14 protein-coding genes and 1 pseudogene are annotated in these 18,750 nt (G+C 72.7%); 7 read left to right on the forward strand and 8 right to left on the reverse strand.

Features of this window, described 5'->3' with window-relative positions:
• Positions 1-5 precede the first annotated feature (5 nt).
• On the reverse strand, positions 6-2,825 hold the full coding sequence (secA, locus tag IF129_RS05230; protein ID WP_191208178.1) for a preprotein translocase subunit SecA: 2,820 nt from the start codon (positions 2,823-2,825) through the stop codon (positions 6-8).
• Between the two features lie 305 nt (positions 2,826-3,130).
• Between secA and IF129_RS05235 the strand changes: the two genes are divergently transcribed.
• Positions 3,131-4,318 (forward strand): winged helix-turn-helix domain-containing protein, encoded by a 1,188-nt coding sequence (locus IF129_RS05235; protein ID WP_191208179.1) that lies wholly within the window; start codon positions 3,131-3,133, stop codon positions 4,316-4,318.
• A gap of 24 nt (positions 4,319-4,342) precedes the next feature.
• Here the strand turns inward: IF129_RS05235 and IF129_RS05240 are convergent, their stop codons facing one another.
• The 7 genes from IF129_RS05240 to mtnA form a co-directional block, all read right to left on the reverse strand.
• Positions 4,343-5,092 carry a response regulator gene (locus IF129_RS05240; RefSeq protein ID WP_191208180.1) on the reverse strand — a complete coding sequence of 250 codons (750 nt, stop codon included), beginning with the start codon at positions 5,090-5,092 and terminating at the stop codon, positions 4,343-4,345.
• Between the two features lie 206 nt (positions 5,093-5,298).
• On the reverse strand, positions 5,299-5,994 hold the full coding sequence (gene hpf / locus IF129_RS05245; RefSeq protein ID WP_191208181.1) for a ribosome hibernation-promoting factor, HPF/YfiA family: 696 nt from the start codon (positions 5,992-5,994) through the stop codon (positions 5,299-5,301).
• A gap of 369 nt (positions 5,995-6,363) precedes the next feature.
• A complete protein-coding gene (locus tag IF129_RS05250; RefSeq protein WP_191208297.1) occupies positions 6,364-7,152 on the reverse strand; it encodes a ComF family protein in 789 nt (262 codons plus the stop codon).
• A gap of 101 nt (positions 7,153-7,253) precedes the next feature.
• Positions 7,254-9,083 (reverse strand): LpqB family beta-propeller domain-containing protein, encoded by a 1,830-nt coding sequence (locus IF129_RS05255; RefSeq protein ID WP_191208182.1) that lies wholly within the window; start codon positions 9,081-9,083, stop codon positions 7,254-7,256.
• The gene (gene mtrB / locus IF129_RS05260) at positions 9,073-10,968 is read right to left on the reverse strand and encodes an MtrAB system histidine kinase MtrB (protein ID WP_191208183.1); all 1,896 of its coding nucleotides are present in this window, start codon (positions 10,966-10,968) and stop codon (positions 9,073-9,075) included. The genes IF129_RS05255 and mtrB overlap by 11 nt, the downstream gene beginning before the upstream one ends.
• A 1-nt stretch (position 10,969) precedes the next feature.
• The gene (gene mtrA, locus IF129_RS05265) at positions 10,970-11,647 is read right to left on the reverse strand and encodes a two-component system response regulator MtrA (RefSeq protein ID WP_191208184.1); all 678 of its coding nucleotides are present in this window, start codon (positions 11,645-11,647) and stop codon (positions 10,970-10,972) included.
• The gene (mtnA, locus tag IF129_RS05270; RefSeq protein WP_191208185.1) at positions 11,644-12,756 is read right to left on the reverse strand and encodes an S-methyl-5-thioribose-1-phosphate isomerase; all 1,113 of its coding nucleotides are present in this window, start codon (positions 12,754-12,756) and stop codon (positions 11,644-11,646) included. The genes mtrA and mtnA overlap by 4 nt, the downstream gene beginning before the upstream one ends.
• A 109-nt stretch (positions 12,757-12,865) precedes the next feature.
• Between mtnA and IF129_RS05275 the strand changes: the two genes are divergently transcribed.
• The 6 genes and pseudogenes from IF129_RS05275 to IF129_RS26145 form a co-directional block, all read left to right on the forward strand.
• Positions 12,866-14,152 carry a glycerophosphoryl diester phosphodiesterase membrane domain-containing protein gene (locus IF129_RS05275; RefSeq protein WP_191208186.1) on the forward strand — a complete coding sequence of 429 codons (1,287 nt, stop codon included), beginning with the start codon at positions 12,866-12,868 and terminating at the stop codon, positions 14,150-14,152.
• A gap of 4 nt (positions 14,153-14,156) precedes the next feature.
• Positions 14,157-14,864: a DUF4129 domain-containing protein gene (locus IF129_RS05280; RefSeq protein ID WP_318153549.1), complete on the forward strand. Its 708-nt coding sequence runs from the start codon at positions 14,157-14,159 to the stop codon at positions 14,862-14,864.
• Entirely contained in the window at positions 14,861-16,093 is a 1,233-nt protein-coding gene (locus tag IF129_RS05285) for a DUF4350 domain-containing protein (protein ID WP_191208187.1), read from the forward strand. Before IF129_RS05280 ends, IF129_RS05285 begins: the two co-directional genes overlap by 4 nt.
• Positions 16,090-17,055, forward strand: coding sequence for an AAA family ATPase (locus tag IF129_RS05290; RefSeq protein ID WP_191208188.1), 966 nt, complete (start codon positions 16,090-16,092; stop codon positions 17,053-17,055). Before IF129_RS05285 ends, IF129_RS05290 begins: the two co-directional genes overlap by 4 nt.
• Positions 17,056-17,070: 15 nt before the next feature.
• Complete coding sequence (locus IF129_RS05295) at positions 17,071-18,381, forward strand: DUF58 domain-containing protein (RefSeq protein ID WP_191208189.1); 1,311 nt, start codon at positions 17,071-17,073, stop codon at positions 18,379-18,381.
• A 126-nt stretch (positions 18,382-18,507) separates the two neighbouring features.
• Positions 18,508-18,619: pseudogene (locus tag IF129_RS26145) on the forward strand (LysR family transcriptional regulator); the annotation flags it as partial.
• Between the last annotated feature and the right edge of the window lie 131 nt (positions 18,620-18,750).

Consider the following 18,750-nt stretch of genomic DNA (forward strand, 5'->3'; position numbering starts at 1 on the left):
TCGGCTCACTTCTTGCGGCGACGGCCACCGCTCTTCTGCGCCTTGCGCCGCTCCGCACGCGTCATCCCGTCGCCGGAGGAACGCGCCGTCGGACCGTCGGCGTCCTCCGCCACGAAGTCGCCCTCGACGACACCGCCCTCGCCGTCCACGGTGGGGGCGGAGAAGTGCAGGCGGTCCGGACGCTGCGGCGCGTCCAGCCCCTTGGCCCTGATGGCCGGGCGGGCCCCCGCCGGAACGGCGTCCTTCGGGGCCTCCTCCTGCCGCGACTCCTGCACCGGTACCTGCTCCACCTGCCGCTCGACCTGCACCTCCAGGTTGAACAGGTAGCCGACCGACTCCTCCTTGATGCCCTCCATCATGGCCTGGAACATGTCGAAGCCCTCGCGCTGGTACTCGACCAGCGGGTCCTTCTGGGCCATCGCGCGCAGGCCGATGCCCTCCTGGAGGTAGTCCATCTCGTAGAGGTGCTCACGCCACTTGCGGTCCAGGACGGACAGCACGACCCGGCGCTCCAGCTCGCGCATGATCTCCTCGCCCAGCTCCTTCTCCCGGGCGTCGTACTGGCCGTGGATGTCCTCCTTGACGGCCTCGACGAGGAACTCGGCGGTCAGCCCCTCGCGTTCGCCGACCTCCCCCTCCAGGTCGGCCACCGTCACCGAGATCGGGTAGAGCTGCTTGAACGCGGCCCACAGCCGGTCGAGGTCCCACTCCTCGGCGAATCCCTCGACCGTCTCCGCCTGGACGTACGCCTCGATCGTGTCGTCCATGAAGTGGCGCACCTGCTCGTGCAGGTCCTCCCCCTCCAGGACGCGGCGGCGCTCACCGTAGATGACCTCGCGCTGCCGGTTGAGCACCTCGTCGTACTTCAGGACGTTCTTGCGGATCTCGAAGTTCTGCTGCTCGACCTGCGACTGAGCGGAGGCGATGGCGCGGGTGACCATCTTGTTCTCGATCGGCACGTCGTCGGGGACGTTCGCCATGGCCATCACCCGCTCGACCATCTGCGCCTTGAACAGCCGCATCAGGTCGTCGCCGAGGGACAGGTAGAAGCGGGACTCGCCCGGGTCGCCCTGCCGACCGCTACGGCCGCGGAGCTGGTTGTCGATACGGCGCGACTCGTGCCGCTCGGTGCCCAGGACGTAGAGCCCGCCGAGCTTCTTGACCTCGTCGTGCTCCGCCTTGACGGCCTCCTCGGCCTGCTCCAGGGCGGCGGGCAGCGCGGCGGCCCACTCCTCGATGTGCTCCTGCGGGTCGTAGCCCTGCGCGCGCAGCGCGGCCTCGGCGATGGCGTCGGCGTTCCCGCCGAGCTGGATGTCGGTACCGCGGCCGGCCATGTTCGTCGCCACCGTGACGGAGCCCTTGCGGCCGGCCTCCGCGACGATGTGGGCCTCACGCTCGTGGTTCTTCGCGTTCAGCACCTCGTGCTTCACGCCCCGCTTCTTGAGCTGCTGCGAGAGGTACTCGGACTTCTCGACCGAGGTGGTGCCGACGAGGATCGGCTGCCCCTTCTCGTGCTTCTCGGCGATGTCCTCCACCACGGCGTCGAACTTCGCCACCTCGGTGCGGTAGATGAGGTCCGCCTGGTCCTTCCGGACCATCGGCTTGTTCGTCGGGATCGGGACCACGCCGAGCTTGTAGATCTGGTGGAACTCGGCGGCCTCGGTCATCGCCGTACCGGTCATGCCGGCGAGCTTGTCGTACAGGCGGAAGAAGTTCTGCAGGGTGATCGTGGCGAGCGTCTGGTTCTCGTCCTTGATGTCCACCCCCTCCTTCGCCTCGATCGCCTGGTGCATGCCCTCGTTGTAGCGGCGGCCGGCGAGGATACGACCGGTGTGCTCGTCGACGATCATGACCTCGCCGTCGATGACGACGTAGTCCTTGTCCTTCTTGTAGAGCTCCTTGGCCTTGATGGCGTTGTTCAGGTAGCCCACCAGCGGCGTGTTGACGGACTCGTAGAGGTTGTCGATGCCCAGCCAGTCCTCCACGCGGGCGACGCCCGACTCGTGGATGCCGACCGTGCGCTTCTTCTCGTCGACGTCGTAGTCGCCCGTCTCCGGCTTCTGGAGCCGGACGTCGGCGGGCTCGCCGCGCTCCAGGCGCTTGACCAGCTTCGCGAAGTCGCCGTACCACTTCGTCGCGGAGTCGGCCGGGCCGGAGATGATCAGCGGCGTGCGGGCCTCGTCGACGAGGATCGAGTCCACCTCGTCGACGATGGCGAAGTTGTGGCCGCGCTGGACCAGCTCCTCCTTCGACCAGGCCATGTTGTCGCGCAGGTAGTCGAAGCCGAACTCGTTGTTCGTGCCGTAGGTGATGTCGCACGCGTACTGCGCGCGGCGCTGCGCCGGCGTCATGTTCGCGACGATGCACCCGACGTCCAGGCCGAGGAACTTGTGGACCCGGCCCATGGTCTCGGAGTCGCGCTGGGCCAGGTAGTCGTTGACCGTGATCAGGTGCACGCCCGCGCCGGACAGGGCGTTGAGGTAGGCGGGCAGGGTACCGACGAGGGTCTTGCCCTCACCGGTCTTCATCTCCGCGACGTAGCCGAGGTGCAGCGCCGCGCCGCCCATGAGCTGCACGTCGTAGTGGCGCTGGCCCAGGACCCGCTTGGCGGCCTCCCGTACGGTCGCGAAGGCCTCGGGCAGCAGGTCGTCCAGCGACTCGCCGTCGGCGAACCGCTCCTTGTACTCGTCGGTCAGGGCCCGGAGCTCGGCGTCGGAGAGGTCCAGGAAGTCCTCTTCGATGGAATTCACCTGGTCCGCGATGCGGTGCAGCTTGCGCAGGATCTTGCCTTCGCCTGCACGCATGAGCTTGTTGAAGACGGACACTGGGGATGGTCTCCTTGCCGGTCGGGCCTGGCACGGTGGTGCGATGCTCGGCTGATCCCTCCCTCTCCCTGCCGAGGGCCTCTCCTGCCGAAAGCACGCCGCACCGGCCATCGTATGCGAGGGGCGCGCGCCCCTGTACCCCCAACGTGCCGGACCCCCGGAAGGTGCCGCTCCGACCCGGTGGACCCACGCCGACGGTGGCACCGTCCCGGCAGGGAACCCGTCACCCCCCTGAGCCACCCGGGGCTCCGTCAGGCGCCCGGGGGACGGACGCGTTGTCAGTCGTCCCTCCTACCGTGGGGCCCATGACGTCCGCGCCCGCACTGTCCCTGTCCGCCGACGACGCCCGTCGTCTCGCCCTGCGCGCCCAGGGGTTCCTGGGCGCCCCCGACCGCCGGGCGGGGGTGCGGGGCGTACTGCGGCGGCTCGGTGCGGTGCAACTGGACACCATCTCGGTGCTGGCCCGCTCGCACGAGCTGGTCCCCTACGCCCGGCTGGGTGCCGTCGGCCGGGAGGCGGTGGAGGCGGCGTACTGGTCGGAGCGTCACGCTTTCGAGTACTGGTCGCACGCCGCGTGTGTGCTGCCCGTCGAGGAGTGGCCCTTCTTCTCGTTCCGCAGGCGCGCGCTGCGCGCACGGGGCCGCCGCTGGCACGACCTCGCGGAGCGGGACGCGGTCTGCGCCCGGGTGCGCGACCGGCTGAGGGCCGACGGCCCCCTCACCGCGTCGGAGCTCGGCGGTGCGAAGAACGGCGGCGTGTGGTGGGACTGGTCCGAGGTGAAGATCGCCGTCGAGTGGCTGCTGGACACCGGCGAGGTCGTCTGCGCCGAGCGGCGCGGCTGGAAGCGGGTGTACGACCTGGCCGAGCGGGCCGTTCCCGGCACGCTGTTCCACGACGACCTCGACGACGCGGAGTGCCTGCGCCGGCTGGTCGGCCAGGCCGGTGCCGCCCTCGGGGTGGCGACCCGGGCCGACCTCGCGGACTACCACCGGCTCAGGGGCGCCCAGGTCGACGCGGTGCTCCCCGACACACCGCTCGTGCCGGTCGAGGTCGAGGGGTGGGGCAAACCGGCCTGGGCCGACCCGGCGGCACTCGCGTCCCCGCCGCGCGGCAGGCACCGCACGACCCTGCTCTCCCCGTTCGACTCACTGGTCTGGGACCGGCCGCGCACGGAGCGGGTCTTCGGCTTCACCCACCGGCTGGAGGCGTACGTCCCGAGGCCCCGGCGCGTGCACGGCTACTTCGCCATGCCCCTCCTGGCGGGCGGCAGGCTGGTGGGCCGGGTGGATCCGGCCCGGGAGGGCAGGACACTCGTGGCCCGCCAGGTCTCCATGGCCGGGCGCCGCGCCGTCGCCCCCATGGCCGCCGCCCTGGTCGAGGCGGCCACGTGGGTGGGCTGCGACGACGTCCGGGTGGAACGCTGCGACGACGTGACCCTGGCCGGAGCACTGCGCGCCGAACTCGCCACCACACTCCCGGCCCCCGCCGACTGAACCGGGCTCGGCAGGGACGGGCCGTCACCGGATCTCGAGGATCTTCTCCCGCATCGCGTAGACGACGGCTTCCATCCGGGAGTGCAGCTGCAGCTTCTCCAGGATGTTGCGCACGTGGTTCTTCACGGTGTTCTCACTGATGAACAGCTCCTTGGCGATGTCCCGGTTGTTCATGCCGGTCGCCACGAGCTTCAGCACCTCCAGCTCGCGGTCCGTCAGCCGCGGCGCCGGGACGAGCTTGCTCTCGTCGGTGCGCTGGATCATCGACTTGAACTCGGTCAGCAGCTTGGCCGCCATGGAAGGGCTGATCTGCGACTGACCGTCCGCGACGGCACGGATGGCGGCGCACACCTCGTCCGTGGAGATCTCCTTCAGCAGGTACCCGGTCGCGCCCGCCTTGATCGCGTCGTAGAGGTCGGCCTCCTCGTCGCTGATCGTCAGCATGACGATCTTCGCGCTCGGGGCGACCTCCTTGATCGCGGTGCAGGCCTCGATGCCGCCGCGCCGGGGCATGCGCACGTCCATCAGGACGATGTCCGGCAGCAGGTCGGCGGCCTTCTCGACCGCCTCGGCGCCGTCACCCGCCTCACCGACGACCTCGATGTCCTCCTCCGTCTGCAGCACGATCTCCAGGCCGCGACGGAACAGTTCGTGGTCGTCGACGACCAGGACGCGGACCGGCTCAGGCCGTTCGAACCGCCCGGTTCCCCGCACAGCGGCAGTGGTGCCGCCCCGGCTACCGGCGGGCATCGTGGGCCCGAAGCCGTCCGCCATCGTTCCTCCCCCAGCTGGCCATGCCCGGTCGGCGCCAACCGGGTTGGGCAGAAGGCCGGTTGGTCGTGACGCTCATGCTATCGGGGGCTCGGCCTCCTGCGGAGCGGCCGAACCGGCCCGCCGTGTCCGGACGGCGGGCCGCGTCACCGAGAAAGCCCTGACGGCCTCGCGGTGACGCGGCCCGCGTCGTGCCGGTGCGGCGGGGCTCAGCCGCCGAGAGAGCCCCCCGCGCCGGGCGGGATCTCCTCCGCGAAGGGGTCGGGGTTGAGGTGGATGACGCCGTAGTCGTAGGCGTGCCGGCGGTAGACCACGCTCGGCAGCTTGGTGTCGGAGTCGATGAAGAGGTAGAAGTCGTGCCCCACCAACTCCATCTCGTAGAGCGCCTGGTCGAGCGTCATCGGCGCGGCGTTGTGGGTCTTCTCCCGGCAGATCAGCGGCCCTTCGCCCTCCACTTCGAGGGGGCCGACCTTCCTGACGGAGGGCTCCTGGCTGACGTCGGCCTCGAAGGCGCCCAGTTCGCCGTTGCCGTTGAGCGTCGCGGCACCGGGCACGGTGGCGGCGACGTCGGCGGCCGGAATGCGGGCGGAACCACGGCGCGAGGTCCGCCTGTCGTGCCGCCTGCGCAGTCGCTCCTCGAGCTTCTCCGCCGCAAGGTCGAGTGCCGCGTAGGGGTCCTTGGCCGCCGCCTCGGCCCGGATGACCGGGCCGCGGTGGCGGAGGGTGATCTCCACACGGTCGGAACGGTCGGCCTGGCGGGGGTTGTGCTCCTTGGACACCTCAACGTCCAAGCGGGTCACCTTGGCGTCCAGCTTCTGGACCTTGTCCAGCTTCAGCTTCTCCGCCACGTGCTTACGGAACCGCTCGGGTACCTGTGTCTTACGGCCCTTGACGACGATGTCCACGCAGAACTCCGTTCCCGGACTGCCCGCCCCTGAGGACGAAGCACGTCCTTGGTGCACTGAGCCGGATGGCTCCGGTACCGACCGGTCGCCCTCCGGCACTACGTCGGGTTGCGACTTCCACCTCCTTCTCCCCCGTCGGGAAGATCGCCACCCACTCGGAAGAGGGGGGACCGGTGAGGATCCGGTGGTGTACGGCACCGCCGCACAGACTCCGCTGTGAGAAGAGTCCGGGGTGGCTCCTACCAGGAGGCCCGCAGCTCTCTCATTACCGAACGTACCCCGACTGGGGGACGGTCGGCACCCCCTACCGGTGCGTACCCCTCATGAGCTGTCCTCTTGCCTCTCGCTGTCACGTCACCCGACGGACGCTCACCGCCGGTATGCGATTCCATGCCCAGCCGCGCCCCGGTCATGCATCCGGCTGTGGCGCGACCCCGGCGTGGGTGCCACGGCGACCACCGCGGCCCCGGTCACGGTGGCCCCGGCCGCCGACAGCGCACGGGCCGCCTCGGAGAGGGTGGCCCCCGTCGTCATCAGGTCGTCCACGACCACCACCGGGCCCCGCCCGAGCAGCCGGGCGGCCGTCGGCGGCACGGTCAGCGCCCCGTCGAGGTTGCTCCGCCGCTGCCGCGGCCCCAGACCCGCCTGGTCGGCGACGTCACGCCGCCGACGCAGCACCGGCAGCAGCCGCGCCGGTGTTCCGCTCCGCCGCAGCTCCGCCACGGCCGACCCGGCGAGTCGGCGCACGGGGTCGTGGCCCCGGGCCGCCACGGCACGCCGCGCGGACGGCACCGGGACGAGCAGCCACGGGCCACCGCCGGAGGGCGGCCCGGCCCCGGCCCGGCCCGCGTGAGCGGCGACCGGGACCCGCGCGGCCCGGGCGAGGGCCCGCCCCAGCGGCGCCGCCAGCCGGAGAGCACCGCGCTCCTTGTGGGCCAGCAGCACGGCCCTGACCTCGTCGACGTACAGCCCGGCCGCGTACACCGGCGGCAGTCCCGACCGCGCCCGGGCCGCACCGCCCGGCCGCACCCGCCGGACCGGCCCGGCCTCCACCACCGCGCGGCACGGCGCACACAGGCCCGTGCGCGCCGTGCCGCACCCGGCGCACTCGGCCGACAGCACCAGATCCACGAGCTCCTGCCACCACATTCCCCGCATCACGCATGACGCCCCCTCCGGCCGACCGCGCGCCGACCTCACCTGACTACGCAGAGTAGTCAGGTGAGCGCGTCCCGGCAAGCCCCCTGCGGCAAGGGACGTCAGCCCGGGTAGACCGGCGCGGAGCCCTCATCGGTGACCTCCTGCCAGTCCCCGTCGCGGGGAAGGCGCACGATGCCCTCGGCGGAGAAGGCCAGCAGCGGCTTGTCCTCGTCCTCCGAAGCGGCGATGCTCTCGATCTTGTTGACGTTCGGCAGCTTCGCCGGGGTACCCGGGGAACCGTCGGTCGACATGACCCGCACCTGCTGCACGCCTCCGGCCTCCTTGCCGACCACCACCATGCGGCTGCCTCCCGCCCAGGAGACCGCGACCACGTTCTCCAGCTGCGGCGCCACGTCGCGCAGCCCCGTGACCTTCACCCGGGGCCGGCCGTCGTCGTCGTACTCGCGCTCGACCCGCCCCAGCATCAGCGTGACGGCGTCGCCCTCGCGGACCAGCAGGGCGATGCGGACTCCGTCCGCCGCCACGCGCAGCGCCTCGACGCGGCCCGCACCGAGCCCGTCGACGTCCACCCGCTGCGGCGTGCCCTCGCCGTCCCGCAACCGCAGCAGCCGGGGGTCCTCCGGGTCCTGGTCGGCGACCCACAGGTCGCCCAGCCCGTCCCAGCTGGGCGCGGTGAGCCGCGCCGACTCGCTCTCCCCCCGGCTGACCAGGACCGGAGCCTGGAACGGCACGTCCGAGTGCAGCGGTGCGACGTGCAGGCGGGCGCCGTCGAGCGAGACGCCGGCGGCCAGCGTCTCGCTCCGGCTCACCGCGACGTGCCGCATGGGCAGGCTGCCGGTGCCGAAGGGACCGTCGACCGGGATGCCGCTCTCCTGGGCCTCGCCGAGCGCGACCAGGCGCCGGTCACCGTCCAGGTAGTACTGCATCGCCGCGCGCCCGTTCAGCGCGCCGGGAGCGTACCGGTGCGCCTCCTCGTTCCCGAGGCCGCACAGACGCGCCCCACGCTCGTTCTGCAGGGTCACGCGGTGGACCCGCGCCGAGGACTGGTGATCCACGGTGTGCAGCAGTTGGGCCGCCATCCGTTCGCACTGCGTGCGCTGCACCCTCAGCGGCCGGTCCTGGACGCCGCTGGTGAGCTTCACCTGGAGTGCTCCCGCGTCGTCCAGCGCGAGGGTCTGCTCCGAGGCGAGCCGCACACCGGTCGGGTACGCGGAGGTGACGATGGGGCGCATCCAGTCCGTCGGCCCGCCGAGCAGCGCCCGCACGGTCTCGGTGACCGGGTCGATGCGGCGACGCACGTAGACGGGGTCGGCGACCAGCAGGTTCTTCCCTCGCGGGACGTCTCCGGCCTGCGGGCCGAGCCCCGCGTAGTAGTAGGTGTTCACCGAGCGGTAGATGCGCTCGAAGTCCGCCTCGCCGAGGACCAGGCCGTCCGGCAGCTGGTCGATGCGCCACTCCCCCTCCTCCTCCACGAGGTGGAAGGCGCCCAGGTAGGGCCCGGACGCCGGGGCGTAGGCGTGCTTGCCGTCCACCTCGGCGAGACGGGTGCCGGTGACTTCGACGGTGTAACCGCTCTCCTCGGCGTCCGGCAGCACCCCTGCGGGCGGGACGTCGGGCCCTCCGGAGACGACGGTCGTCCCCGCGAACGGGTCCCACTCCCCGGCCGTCTCCTCGGTCAGATACTGGCGGGCGGTCTCGTACTCGGCCTCGTCGCTGGTGGTGGCCTCCAGGAAGCCGCGGACGATCTGGGCAGGCCGTTCCCCCGACTGCGGAGGCACGCCGAAGACGCGGACCGTCGCGTCACCGTCCGAGCGCTGGTTTCCCTCGATGGGCTTCACCTCCCCGCTGGACGGCATGGACGCACAGCCGGTGAGCAGCATGAGCCCGGCCGTGAGCGCCGCGCCGGCCGCTCTGCGTTCAGCCCTCATCGCGACGTCCCCCCGTGCCCTGGGGCCGGGCGCCCGCAGGCAGCGCGGGCCGGGCCGACGGCGGACCGCCGCTGCCCGGGGCCCGCGTTCCCGCCGAACGGCGCCGCGAGTCGGCCGGTTCGAGCGGGATGGGCGAACCGCGCAGCACCTCTCCGGCCGCACGCGGCAGCGTGAGCCGGAACTGCGAGCCGCCGCCCGGCTCCCCCCACGCCTGCAGCCAGCCGCCGTGCAGCCGCGCGTCCTCGACGGCTATGGACAGGCCGAGCCCGGTACCGCCCGTCGTGCGGGCCCGGGCCGGGTCGGCCCGCCAGAATCGGTTGAACACCCGCTGTGCCTCCCCAGGTTTGAGCCCCACCCCGTAGTCGCGCACGGCGATGGCCACCGCGTGGTCCCCCTCCGCGAGGCGGACGACCACGTCGCGGCCCTCACCGTGCTCTATCGCGTTGACCACGAGGTTCCGCAGCACCCGCTCCACCCGCCGGGCGTCCGCCTCGGCGACGACCGGCTCCTCGGCGCCGAGCACCGTCACGCGGGTGCCCTTGGCGTCGGCCAGCGGCTCGGCGCCCTCGACCACCCGGTGCACGACCTCCCGCAGGTCGGTCGGCACCGCTTCCAGGGCCGCGGCCCCGGCGTCGAAACGGCTGATCTCCAGAAGCTCCGCCAGGAGGGACTCGAACCGGTCGAGCTGCCCGAGCAGCAGTTCCGCGGAGCGCGCCGTCACCGGGTCGAAGGAGTCACGCGCCTCATGGATGACGTCCGCGGCCATCCGGACCGTGGTGAGGGGCGTACGCAGCTCGTGCGAGACGTCCGAGACGAACCGCCGCTGCATCCGCGACAGCTCCTCCAACTGCTGGATCTTCAGTTGCAGGCTCTGCGCCATCTTGTTGAAGGACTCGCCGAGCCGGGCGATGTCGTCCTCACCCGTGACCTTCATCCGTTCCTGGAGCCGTCCCGCGGCGAGCCGCTCGGAGATGCCCGCGGCCATCCGGACGGGTGTCACCACCTGCCGCACGACCAGCCACGCGATGGCGCCCAGAAGGGCCACGAGGAAGATCCCCGCCGTCGCCAGCGTGCCCTTGACCAGGGTCAGGGACTTCTCCTCCGGCGTGAACGGGAAGAGGTAGTACAGCTGGTACGGGTTCCCGTTGACGTCGTTGAGCCGCTTGCCGATGATCAGCGCGGGTTCCCGGTCACCCTGCGCACGCACGATCTCGCCGTACTGCTGGTGGGTGTCCGGACTGGCGTCGAGTTCGCGGCGCAGCTCGGGCGTGACGGATTCCTCGGGCTTCACGTCGCCCGAGGCCCGGGGCCCGCGGGTGTTGGAGTTCTCGTCGGCGCTGAAGGGCAGCGTCTGGTCGTCGGAGCTGAGTGCCACGACCGAGTAGACCCCCTGGCCGCCGCTGGCGAGCTGCTGGACCAGCTGCGTCAGCCAGGCGCCGGCGTTCAGCACGTTGCGGCCACTCTCGGCGTCGGTCCCGCCGGCGGCCGCCGCGTTGTCGGCCAGCTCCCGGGCCACCGCGAAACCCCCGGCGGCCTGGCTCTGGGCCGCTTGCTGCTTGGCCTCCAGCAGACCGTTGCGCACCTGGCCGAACACCACGACGCCCAGCACGAGCACCACCGTCAGGGACAGCAGCAGGGTCGCCGCGACCACCCGCAACTGGAGGTTGCGCCGCCACAGCCGCAGCGCGGGCAGCAGCGGGCGGCGCACCCAGCGCACGAACATCCGGAAGAGGGGATGCGCACGGCTTCCGGTGCTGCCTTCGGCCAGCAGCCCCTCGGGGAGGAGCTGGCCGGCCCGGCGCACCGGCGCGAACACCCCGCCGCCGGTCGTGCCGCCGGTCCGCTCCGCCTTCGGACCGGGCGGAGCGGTACCGTCCCCGGCCATGTCAGCCCGGTCCCGCCTTGTACCCCACACCACGGACGGTCACCACGATGTCCGGCCGCTCCGGGTCCTTCTCGACCTTCGAGCGCAGCCGCTGGACGTGCACGTTCACCAGCCGCGTGTCGGCCGCGTGCCGGTAGCCCCAGACCTGCTCCAGCAGCACCTCGCGGGTGAAGACCTGCCAGGGCTTGCGGGCCAGGGCGACCAAGAGGTCGAACTCCAGCGGCGTCAGGGCGATCGACTGCCCGTCGCGCTTCACCGAGTGCCCGGCGACATCGATCACCAGGTCACCGATGGTGAGCTGCTCGGGCGTCGGCTCCTCCGAACGGCGCAGCCGCGCCCGGATACGGGCCACCAGTTCCTTGGGCTTGAAGGGCTTGACGATGTAGTCGTCGGCGCCGGACTCCAGCCCGACGACGACGTCCACCGTGTCGCTCTTGGCCGTCAGCATCACCACCGGGACGCCGGACTCGGCCCGGATCAGTCGGCACACCTCGATGCCGTCCCGGCCGGGCAGCATCAGGTCCAGCAGTACGAGGTCCGGCTTGGTCTCCCGGAACGCCGCGAGTGCCTTGTCGCCGTCCGAGACGAACGACGGTTCGAAGCCTTCACCACGGAGCACGATGCCGAGCATCTCCGCCAGCGCGGTGTCGTCGTCAACGACGAGGACGCGTCCTTTCATGCGTTCATCATCCCATTACCTGTTTGTGATGCTCGGGTGCGTGATCGGGAACACAACTCCGCCAGCCCCTCGGGCGTGACCGGGGACACCACTCCGGACTCCGTGACGAGTGCCGTGACCAGCTCAGCGGGGGTGACGTCGAAGGCCGGGTTGTAGACCCGCGCCCCCGGCGGGGCCACCGAGACGCCGGGCGCGAGCTCCGTCACCTCGTGACCCGCCCGCTGCTCGACCTCGATCCCGGCGCCGTCCTCGGTCCCCGGGTCCACCGTGCTGAGGGGAGCGACCACGACGAACGGTACGTGATGGTAACGAGCCAGCACCGCCAGCGGGTAACTGCCGACCTTGTTGGCGACCGAACCGTCGGCCGCGACCCGGTCGGCTCCCACGACCACCGCGTCCACCTCCCCGGCCGCGAACAGGGAACCGGCGGCGTTGTCCGGAAGCACGCTGTACGCCATACCGGACCGGGCCGCCTCCCAGCCCGTCAGCCGGGACCCCTGGAACAGCGGACGCGTCTCGTCCACCCACAGCCGACGCAGCGCACCCGCCCGGTGCGCGGCCCGGACGACGGCCAGGGCCGTGCCCTCGCCCCCGCTGACCAGGGTGCCCGTGTTGCAGTGGGTGAGGACGCGCAGACCCCCGCCCGGCAGCAGCTCGCGCAGCAGCGCCCAGCCGTGCCGCCCCATCGCCGCCCCGGCCTCGACCTCCTCCCGGTGCACGGCCCGCGCCTCCGCGAGCGCGGCGGCGGCGGCCTCCTCCGGCCCCGCTCCGGCGGCCAGCGCCCGCTCATGGACGCCGCGCACCCGGCGCACGCCGTAGCCGAGGTTCACGGCCGTCGGCCGGGCCTGTGCCAACTGTTCCGACGCCTCCTCGACGTCGAAGCCCCGGGCGGCCGCCAGGGCCACCCCGTAGCCGCCGACGACGCCCAGCAGCGGAGCCCCCCGCACCACGAGCGCGCGTATCGCCGCGACGAGGGCGGGGACGTCGGTGCAGAAGCACTCGACCTCCTCCCCCGGCAGCCGTGTCTGGTCCAGCAGGACCAGCACCGGGCCTTCGGGCGGCTCCTCCCAGCGCAGCACGGGCACTGCGTTCACTTCGTGATCAGCCATTGGCACAGTCTGCCCGCTCACCCCGCACAGGGGCAGGGCCTGGCACGACCTCAGGGGGCCCATGGCACGATGGCCCCTACCAGTGCCCCCGCGACCGAGGTGATCCCCAGTGAACGACGCTCCGGGCTGGGCCTCGCCCGGGTCTTCCGAGCCAGAGCCGCACGGCGACAAGGCCCAGGGCACCCCCGCTGCGGGAGACGGCCCGCAACACGGCGAGCGGCCCGCGCAGGCCGACCGCCCCGCGCCCACCGGCTGGTCGGCGCAGCAGCCGCCCTCCGCCGGCCCCACCGGCTGGGACGCCCCCGGCAGCCCGCCCGGACGGCCGGACGCGCCGGCCGGCTGGGGTCAGGGGCCCGGCTGGGGCGGCCCGCAGCAGTACGGCGCCCCGTACGCCCACGTCGCCAAGCCCGGCGTCATCCCCCTGCGTCCGCTCGGCGTCGGGGAGGTCCTCGACGGCGCCGTGTCCACCATGCGCGCCCACTGGCGCCCGGTGCTCGGCATCGCCCTGGGGATCGCCGTCCTCGTCCAACTGGTCACGACGGTGGCGACCGGGCTCTGGTTCAGCGACATGGGCGCGTTCCTGGCGCTGGAGGACGACACGAGTCCGACGGCGGAGGAGTTGTCCGACGCCCTCGGCCCGCTGCTGGGCAGCGAGGCCGTCCACGGGCTGATGACCGTCGTGGGCACCGTCATCGCCACGGCCATGCTGACCATGATCGTCAGCCGGGCGGTCCTGGGACGTCCGGTCTCCATCGGAGAGGCCTGGCGCGACGCCCGTCCGCTGCTGGGGAAGCTGCTCGGGCTCACCCTGCTCGTGACCCTGATCGTCCTCGGCGTGCTGGCCCTGTGCCTCCTGCCCGGCGCGGTGCTGGCGGCCGCCGGTTCGACCCTGGCCGGCAGCTTCTTCCTCCTGATCGGTTCGCTGGGCGGCCTCGTCCTCATGGTGTGGCTGTGGGTCCGGTTCAGCCTCTCCGCACCGGCGCTGATGCTGGAGCGCGGTACGGTCATCGCCGCGCTGCGGCGTTCGGGCAAGCTGGTGCGCGGCTCCTGGTGGCGGATCTTCGGCATCCAGCTCCTGGCGGCACTGCTCGTGTTCGTGCTGAGCCTGATCGTCTCCGTCCCGGTCGGCGGGCTCGCCTCCCTCGTGGACGGCTCGCCCGGCGGCAGCCTGCTCGGCGACGTCCCGGCCACGCTCACCTGGCCGTACCTGATCGTCACGGCCATCGGTGCGGTCGTGACGTCCACGCTGACGCTTCCCTTCAGCGCCGGGGTCACCGCCCTCCTCTACATCGACGCCCGCATCCGGCGGGAGGCTCTCGACCTGGAGCTGGCCCGCGCCGCCGGCGTACCCGGCCACGGGCCGCAGCAGCCCGGCCCCGGCACCGTCGCGGGCTGACGCGGTGACGGCGGTGTCGGCGGGCGGGCCCGCGGTGGCGTCCGCCGCCCCCGTCCCTCGGGGGGACGACGACGTTCCGGTCACCATCGGACGCGAGGCCGCCCGGGAGGCCGCCGAACGGGAACTGTCCGAGCCCGGGTACCGCGCCGACGAACCGGGGCCCGCGCAACGCGCCCTGGAGTGGGTCCTCGAACGACTGGACGACATCCTGGGCTCCGCCCTCGCGCTCACCCCCGGTGGCTGGGCCGGCCTGCTGGTCATCGCGCTCGTGGTGGTGGCCCTGCTCATCGCCCTGCGGCTGCGGCTGGGAGCCCTGCGGCGCCCGGAGCAGGGCCGCCCCGGCTCGCTCTTCGACGCGGCGCCGCGCAGCGCCGCCGACCACCGCGAAGCGGCCGAGCGCCACGCGGCCACCGGGGCCTGGGGCCCGGCCATTCAGGAACGTATGCGTGCCGTCGTCCGTGCCTTGGAGGAGCGCGCCCTCCTCGACCCCCGGCCGGGTCGCACGGCGGACGAGGCCGCCGCCGAGGCCGACCGGGCCCTGCCGGGCCACGCCGGGCCCCTGCTCGACGCCGCCCGGGCCTTCGACGAGGTCACCTACGCCCACCGGCCCGGGACGCGGACCGCGTACGAGGAACTGCGCGCCCTCGACCTGGCCCTCGCGACGGCACGCCCCCGCCCGGCCGCGGCCGGGCAGGACGGCGGGTCGCGATGACGTCCACCACCACGGCACCGCGAACGGCGACGACGTCGCTCTCCCCCACCGCACGCCAGGTCTGGAACCGGTCGCGCGGCCTGCTGATCGCCACCGTGATCCTCCTCGTGGGCGCCCTCGCCATCGCCGTGCTCCGCTCCGGGGAGCAGCACGGCGCTCTCGACCCACGCTCGGCCGACCGGCAGGGCACCCGGGCCGTGGCGGAACTTCTGGCCCAGCGCGGTGTGGACACCACCGTCGTCACCACGACGGCCGAGGCGGCGCGGTCCACCGCACCCGACACCACGCTGCTCGTCGCCCGACCCGACCTGCTGAACGGTCGTCAGCTGGAGGTGCTGCGCGCGGCCACGGCCTCGGGCGGAGGCCGGACCGTCCTGCTGGCCCCGGGCGCGACCTCCGTCAGCGCGCTCGCGCCGTCGGTGGAGACGCAGGCCCGCACCGCCCCCCGCACGATCGCCCCGCAGTGCTCGGCGGCCTACGCGCGACGCGCGGGCGAGGCCGACCTGGGCGGCCTGCGCTACCGCCCGACGGAGGGGGCGGCAGGCATCGACTCCTGCTACCCGGTGGACGGAGCGCCCACCCTGCTGCGCCTGCCAAACGGCGACGGCGACACCGTCATCACCGGCAGCGCCGACTTCCTGCACAACGCGACCCTCGACGAACAGGGCAACGCGTCGTTGGCCCTCCAACTCCTGGGGACACGCGAGCATCTCGTCTGGTACCTCCCTTCTCCGACCGATCCCGCCGCCGAGGCGTCCGGCGACGAGAGCATGGCCGACCTGCTCCCGCCCGGCTGGCTGTGGGGAGCGGTCCAGCTCTTCCTGGCCGCCGTGTTCGCGGCCCTGTGGCGAGCCCGCCGGCTGGGGCCGCTCGTCCCGGAACGCCTTCCGGTCTCCGTACCGGCCGCCGAGACGACGGAGGGCCGGGCCCGGCTCTACCGGCTGGCCGACGCGCGGGACAGCGCCGCCGCGGCCCTGCGGGCCGCCGCCCGGGAGCGCGTCGCTCCGTTGCTCGGTGTCCCCGCAGCCGACGCCCACGCACCGGAAGCGCTGGTACCCGCAGTCGCCCGGCACACCGGGGACCTCTCGACCACGCACTCCCTCTTCTTCGGACCGGTTCCGCCGGACGACGCCGCACTCGTGCGGCTGGCCGACGACCTCGACGAACTGGAACGCCGCATCACCCCCTCTCCGACCCCCGCCCCGACAGACAAGGACCGCACCTCGTGAGCGCCCCCTCCGCTGCCAACGCCCGCGCGGCCCTCGAAGCCGTCCGCGGAGAGATCGCCAAGGCCGTCGTCGGCCAGGACGCCGCCGTGACCGGGCTCGTCTTGGCCCTCCTCTGCCGTGGTCACGTACTGCTGGAAGGGGTCCCCGGCGTGGCCAAGACGCTCCTCGTGCGCACGCTGGCCGCGACGCTGGAACTGGACACCAAACGTGTGCAGTTCACCCCCGACCTCATGCCGAGCGACGTCACGGGCTCGCTCGTGTACGACGCCCGCACGGCTGAGTTCTCCTTCCAGCCGGGCCCGGTGTTCACGAACCTGCTGCTGGCCGACGAGATCAACCGCACACCGCCCAAGACCCAGGCGTCCCTCCTGGAGGCGATGGAGGAGCGACAGGTCTCCGTCGACGGCGTCCCCCGCACGCTCCCCGAGCCGTTCCTGGTGGCCGCCACGCAGAACCCGGTCGAGTACGAAGGCACCTACCCCCTTCCCGAAGCCCAGTTGGACCGCTTCCTCCTCAAGCTCACCGTGCCCCTGCCCTCCCGCGAGGACGAGGTCAGCGTGCTCACCCGCCACGCGGACGGCTTCAGCCCGCAGGACCTCGATGCCGCAGGCGTCCGGCCCGTCGCCGGGCCGGACGAACTCCGGGCCGCACGCGACGCCGTGGCCCGGACGTCGATCTCCCCCGAGATCGCGGGCTACATCGTCGATATCTGCCGCGCCACGCGTGATTCCCCTTCCCTCGGCCTCGGCGCCTCCCCCCGGGGAGCCACCGCCCTGTTGTCCACGGCACGCGCGTGGGCCTGGCTCACCGGCCGGGACTACGTCATCCCCGACGATGTCAAGGCTCTCGCACTACCGACGCTGCGTCACCGCCTCCAGCTCCGGCCGGAGGCCGAGATGGAGGGCGTGACCTCCGACAGCGTGATCCATTCGATCCTCGCCCACGTCCCCGTACCGCGCTGACCCGGTGCACTGACCATGGCGCTCACCGGACGCTCAGCCCTCCTCGCCGCCCTCGGCACGCTTGTCGTGGGCCTGTTGCTGCCGAACTGGACCGGCGTGCTCACCGTCCAGCTCCTGCTCGTACTCGCCATCGTCTACGACCTCATCCGGGCCGCGCCAGTGCGCACGCTCCAGTTCACACGTTCCGGTGACACATCAGTTCGACTCGGTGGGACCGCGACGGTCCGACTCACCGTCGTCAACACCTCACGTCGCCCGCTGCGCGCACGGCTCCGGGACGCCTGGCCCCCCAGCAGCCGGCCCCCGGGCACAGACGTCAACGCCTCACGCCACTCCTTGACCGTTCCGCCCGGCGAGGGCAGGCACGTCCTCAGCGTTCTCACACCCACCCGCCGGGGCGACCGGGACGCGGACCGCGTCACCGTCCGCTCCCACGGGCCCCTGGGCCTGGCAGCCCGGCAGGGAAGTCACCTCGTGCCGTGGACGGTCCGGGTCCTGCCCGCCTTCGACAGCCGCAAGCACCTGCCGGCCAAGCTGGCCCGGCTGCGGGAGCTGGACGGTCGTACCAGCGTCCTGACGCGCGGCGAGGGAACCGAGTTCGACAGCCTCCGGGAGTACGTCCCCGGAGACGACACCCGGTCCATCGACTGGCGCGCGACCGCAAGGCAGTCCTCCGTCGCCGTGCGCACGTGGCGGCCCGAGCGGGACCGGCACATCCTCATCGTGTTGGACACGGGCCGCACGTCCGCGGGCCGTGTCGGCGACGTCCCCCGACTCGACGCCGCCATGGACGCGGCGTTGCTCCTCGCCACCCTCGCCTCCCGCGCCGGCGACCGCATCGCGTTCCTGGCCCACGACCGCCGTGTGCGCGCACGCGTCCGGGGGCGCGGGCCCAGGGACACGCTCCCGGCCCTGGTGGACGCCATGGCACCGCTGGAGGCGACGCTCGTGGAGTCCGACGCCCGGCGTATGGTCTCCACCGTCCTGCACGAAGCCCGGCACCGTTCCCTCGTCGTCCTGCTCACCGGCCTCGACCCCGCCCCCGTCGAGGAGGGCCTCCTGCCCGCCCTCCCCGCACTGACGCAGCGCCACACCGTCCTGGTGGCCTCGGTGACCGACCCTCGAATCGAGGAGATGGCCGGGGCTCGCGGCACGGTGGACGGCGTCTACCAGGCGGCCGCCGCAGCGCGGGCCCGGGCCGAACGCCGCCGGAGCGCCGACCGGCTACGACGCCACGGCGCCACCGTCGTGGACGCTCCACCCGCCGACCTGGCACCGGCCCTGGCGGACGCCTACCTGACGCTGAAGGCCACCGGCCGACTCTGACGCCACTCCCCCTCACGTGCCCTCAGCGATACCGAGAGCCGGCGATGCGACGGCCGCGCCGAGGAAAGCGCCAGGGAACACGACGGTCCGCGGGACCCGGGCGCGGAGACGGACGTCGACACCACGCTGCCGCGGTACTTCGCCGCCGTGGCGGAGGCGGAAACGCTCACCCGTGCCGCAGAGGTCCTGTTCGTGTCACAGCCCGCGCTGACCCAACAGATCCGTCGGCTGGAACGCGGGCGGATGCCCTTCCTTCCGCGGAAACCCTGCGGTCGGAGTGGCCCGGCACCCGGCCGACGGCCGGAACACCGTCGTGCGGACCTTGGTGGAGTGCTGTGTGGAATGCACCGCGGGTGGTGACGAAACACA

It is taken from the genome of Streptomyces chumphonensis (assembly GCF_014779715.1).
GTDB lineage: Bacteria > Actinomycetota > Actinomycetes > Streptomycetales > Streptomycetaceae > Streptomyces > Streptomyces chumphonensis.

Coding starts and splice junctions, on each gene's coding strand:
- IF129_RS05285 (WP_191208187.1), top strand. CDS start 14,861: ATGACGTCCACCACCACGGCACCGCGAACGGCGACGACGTCGCTCTCC.
- mtnA (WP_191208185.1), bottom strand. CDS start 12,756: ATGGCTGATCACGAAGTGAACGCAGTGCCCGTGCTGCGCTGGGAGGAG.
- IF129_RS05240 (WP_191208180.1), bottom strand. CDS start 5,092: ATGGCGGACGGCTTCGGGCCCACGATGCCCGCCGGTAGCCGGGGCGGC.
- IF129_RS05255 (WP_191208182.1), bottom strand. CDS start 9,083: ATGAGGGCTGAACGCAGAGCGGCCGGCGCGGCGCTCACGGCCGGGCTC.
- IF129_RS05235 (WP_191208179.1), top strand. CDS start 3,131: ATGACGTCCGCGCCCGCACTGTCCCTGTCCGCCGACGACGCCCGTCGT.
- mtrB (WP_191208183.1), bottom strand. CDS start 10,968: ATGGCCGGGGACGGTACCGCTCCGCCCGGTCCGAAGGCGGAGCGGACC.
- mtrA (WP_191208184.1), bottom strand. CDS start 11,647: ATGAAAGGACGCGTCCTCGTCGTTGACGACGACACCGCGCTGGCGGAG.
- IF129_RS05295 (WP_191208189.1), top strand. CDS start 17,071: ATGGCGCTCACCGGACGCTCAGCCCTCCTCGCCGCCCTCGGCACGCTT.
- IF129_RS05250 (WP_191208297.1), bottom strand. CDS start 7,152: ATGCGGGGAATGTGGTGGCAGGAGCTCGTGGATCTGGTGCTGTCGGCC.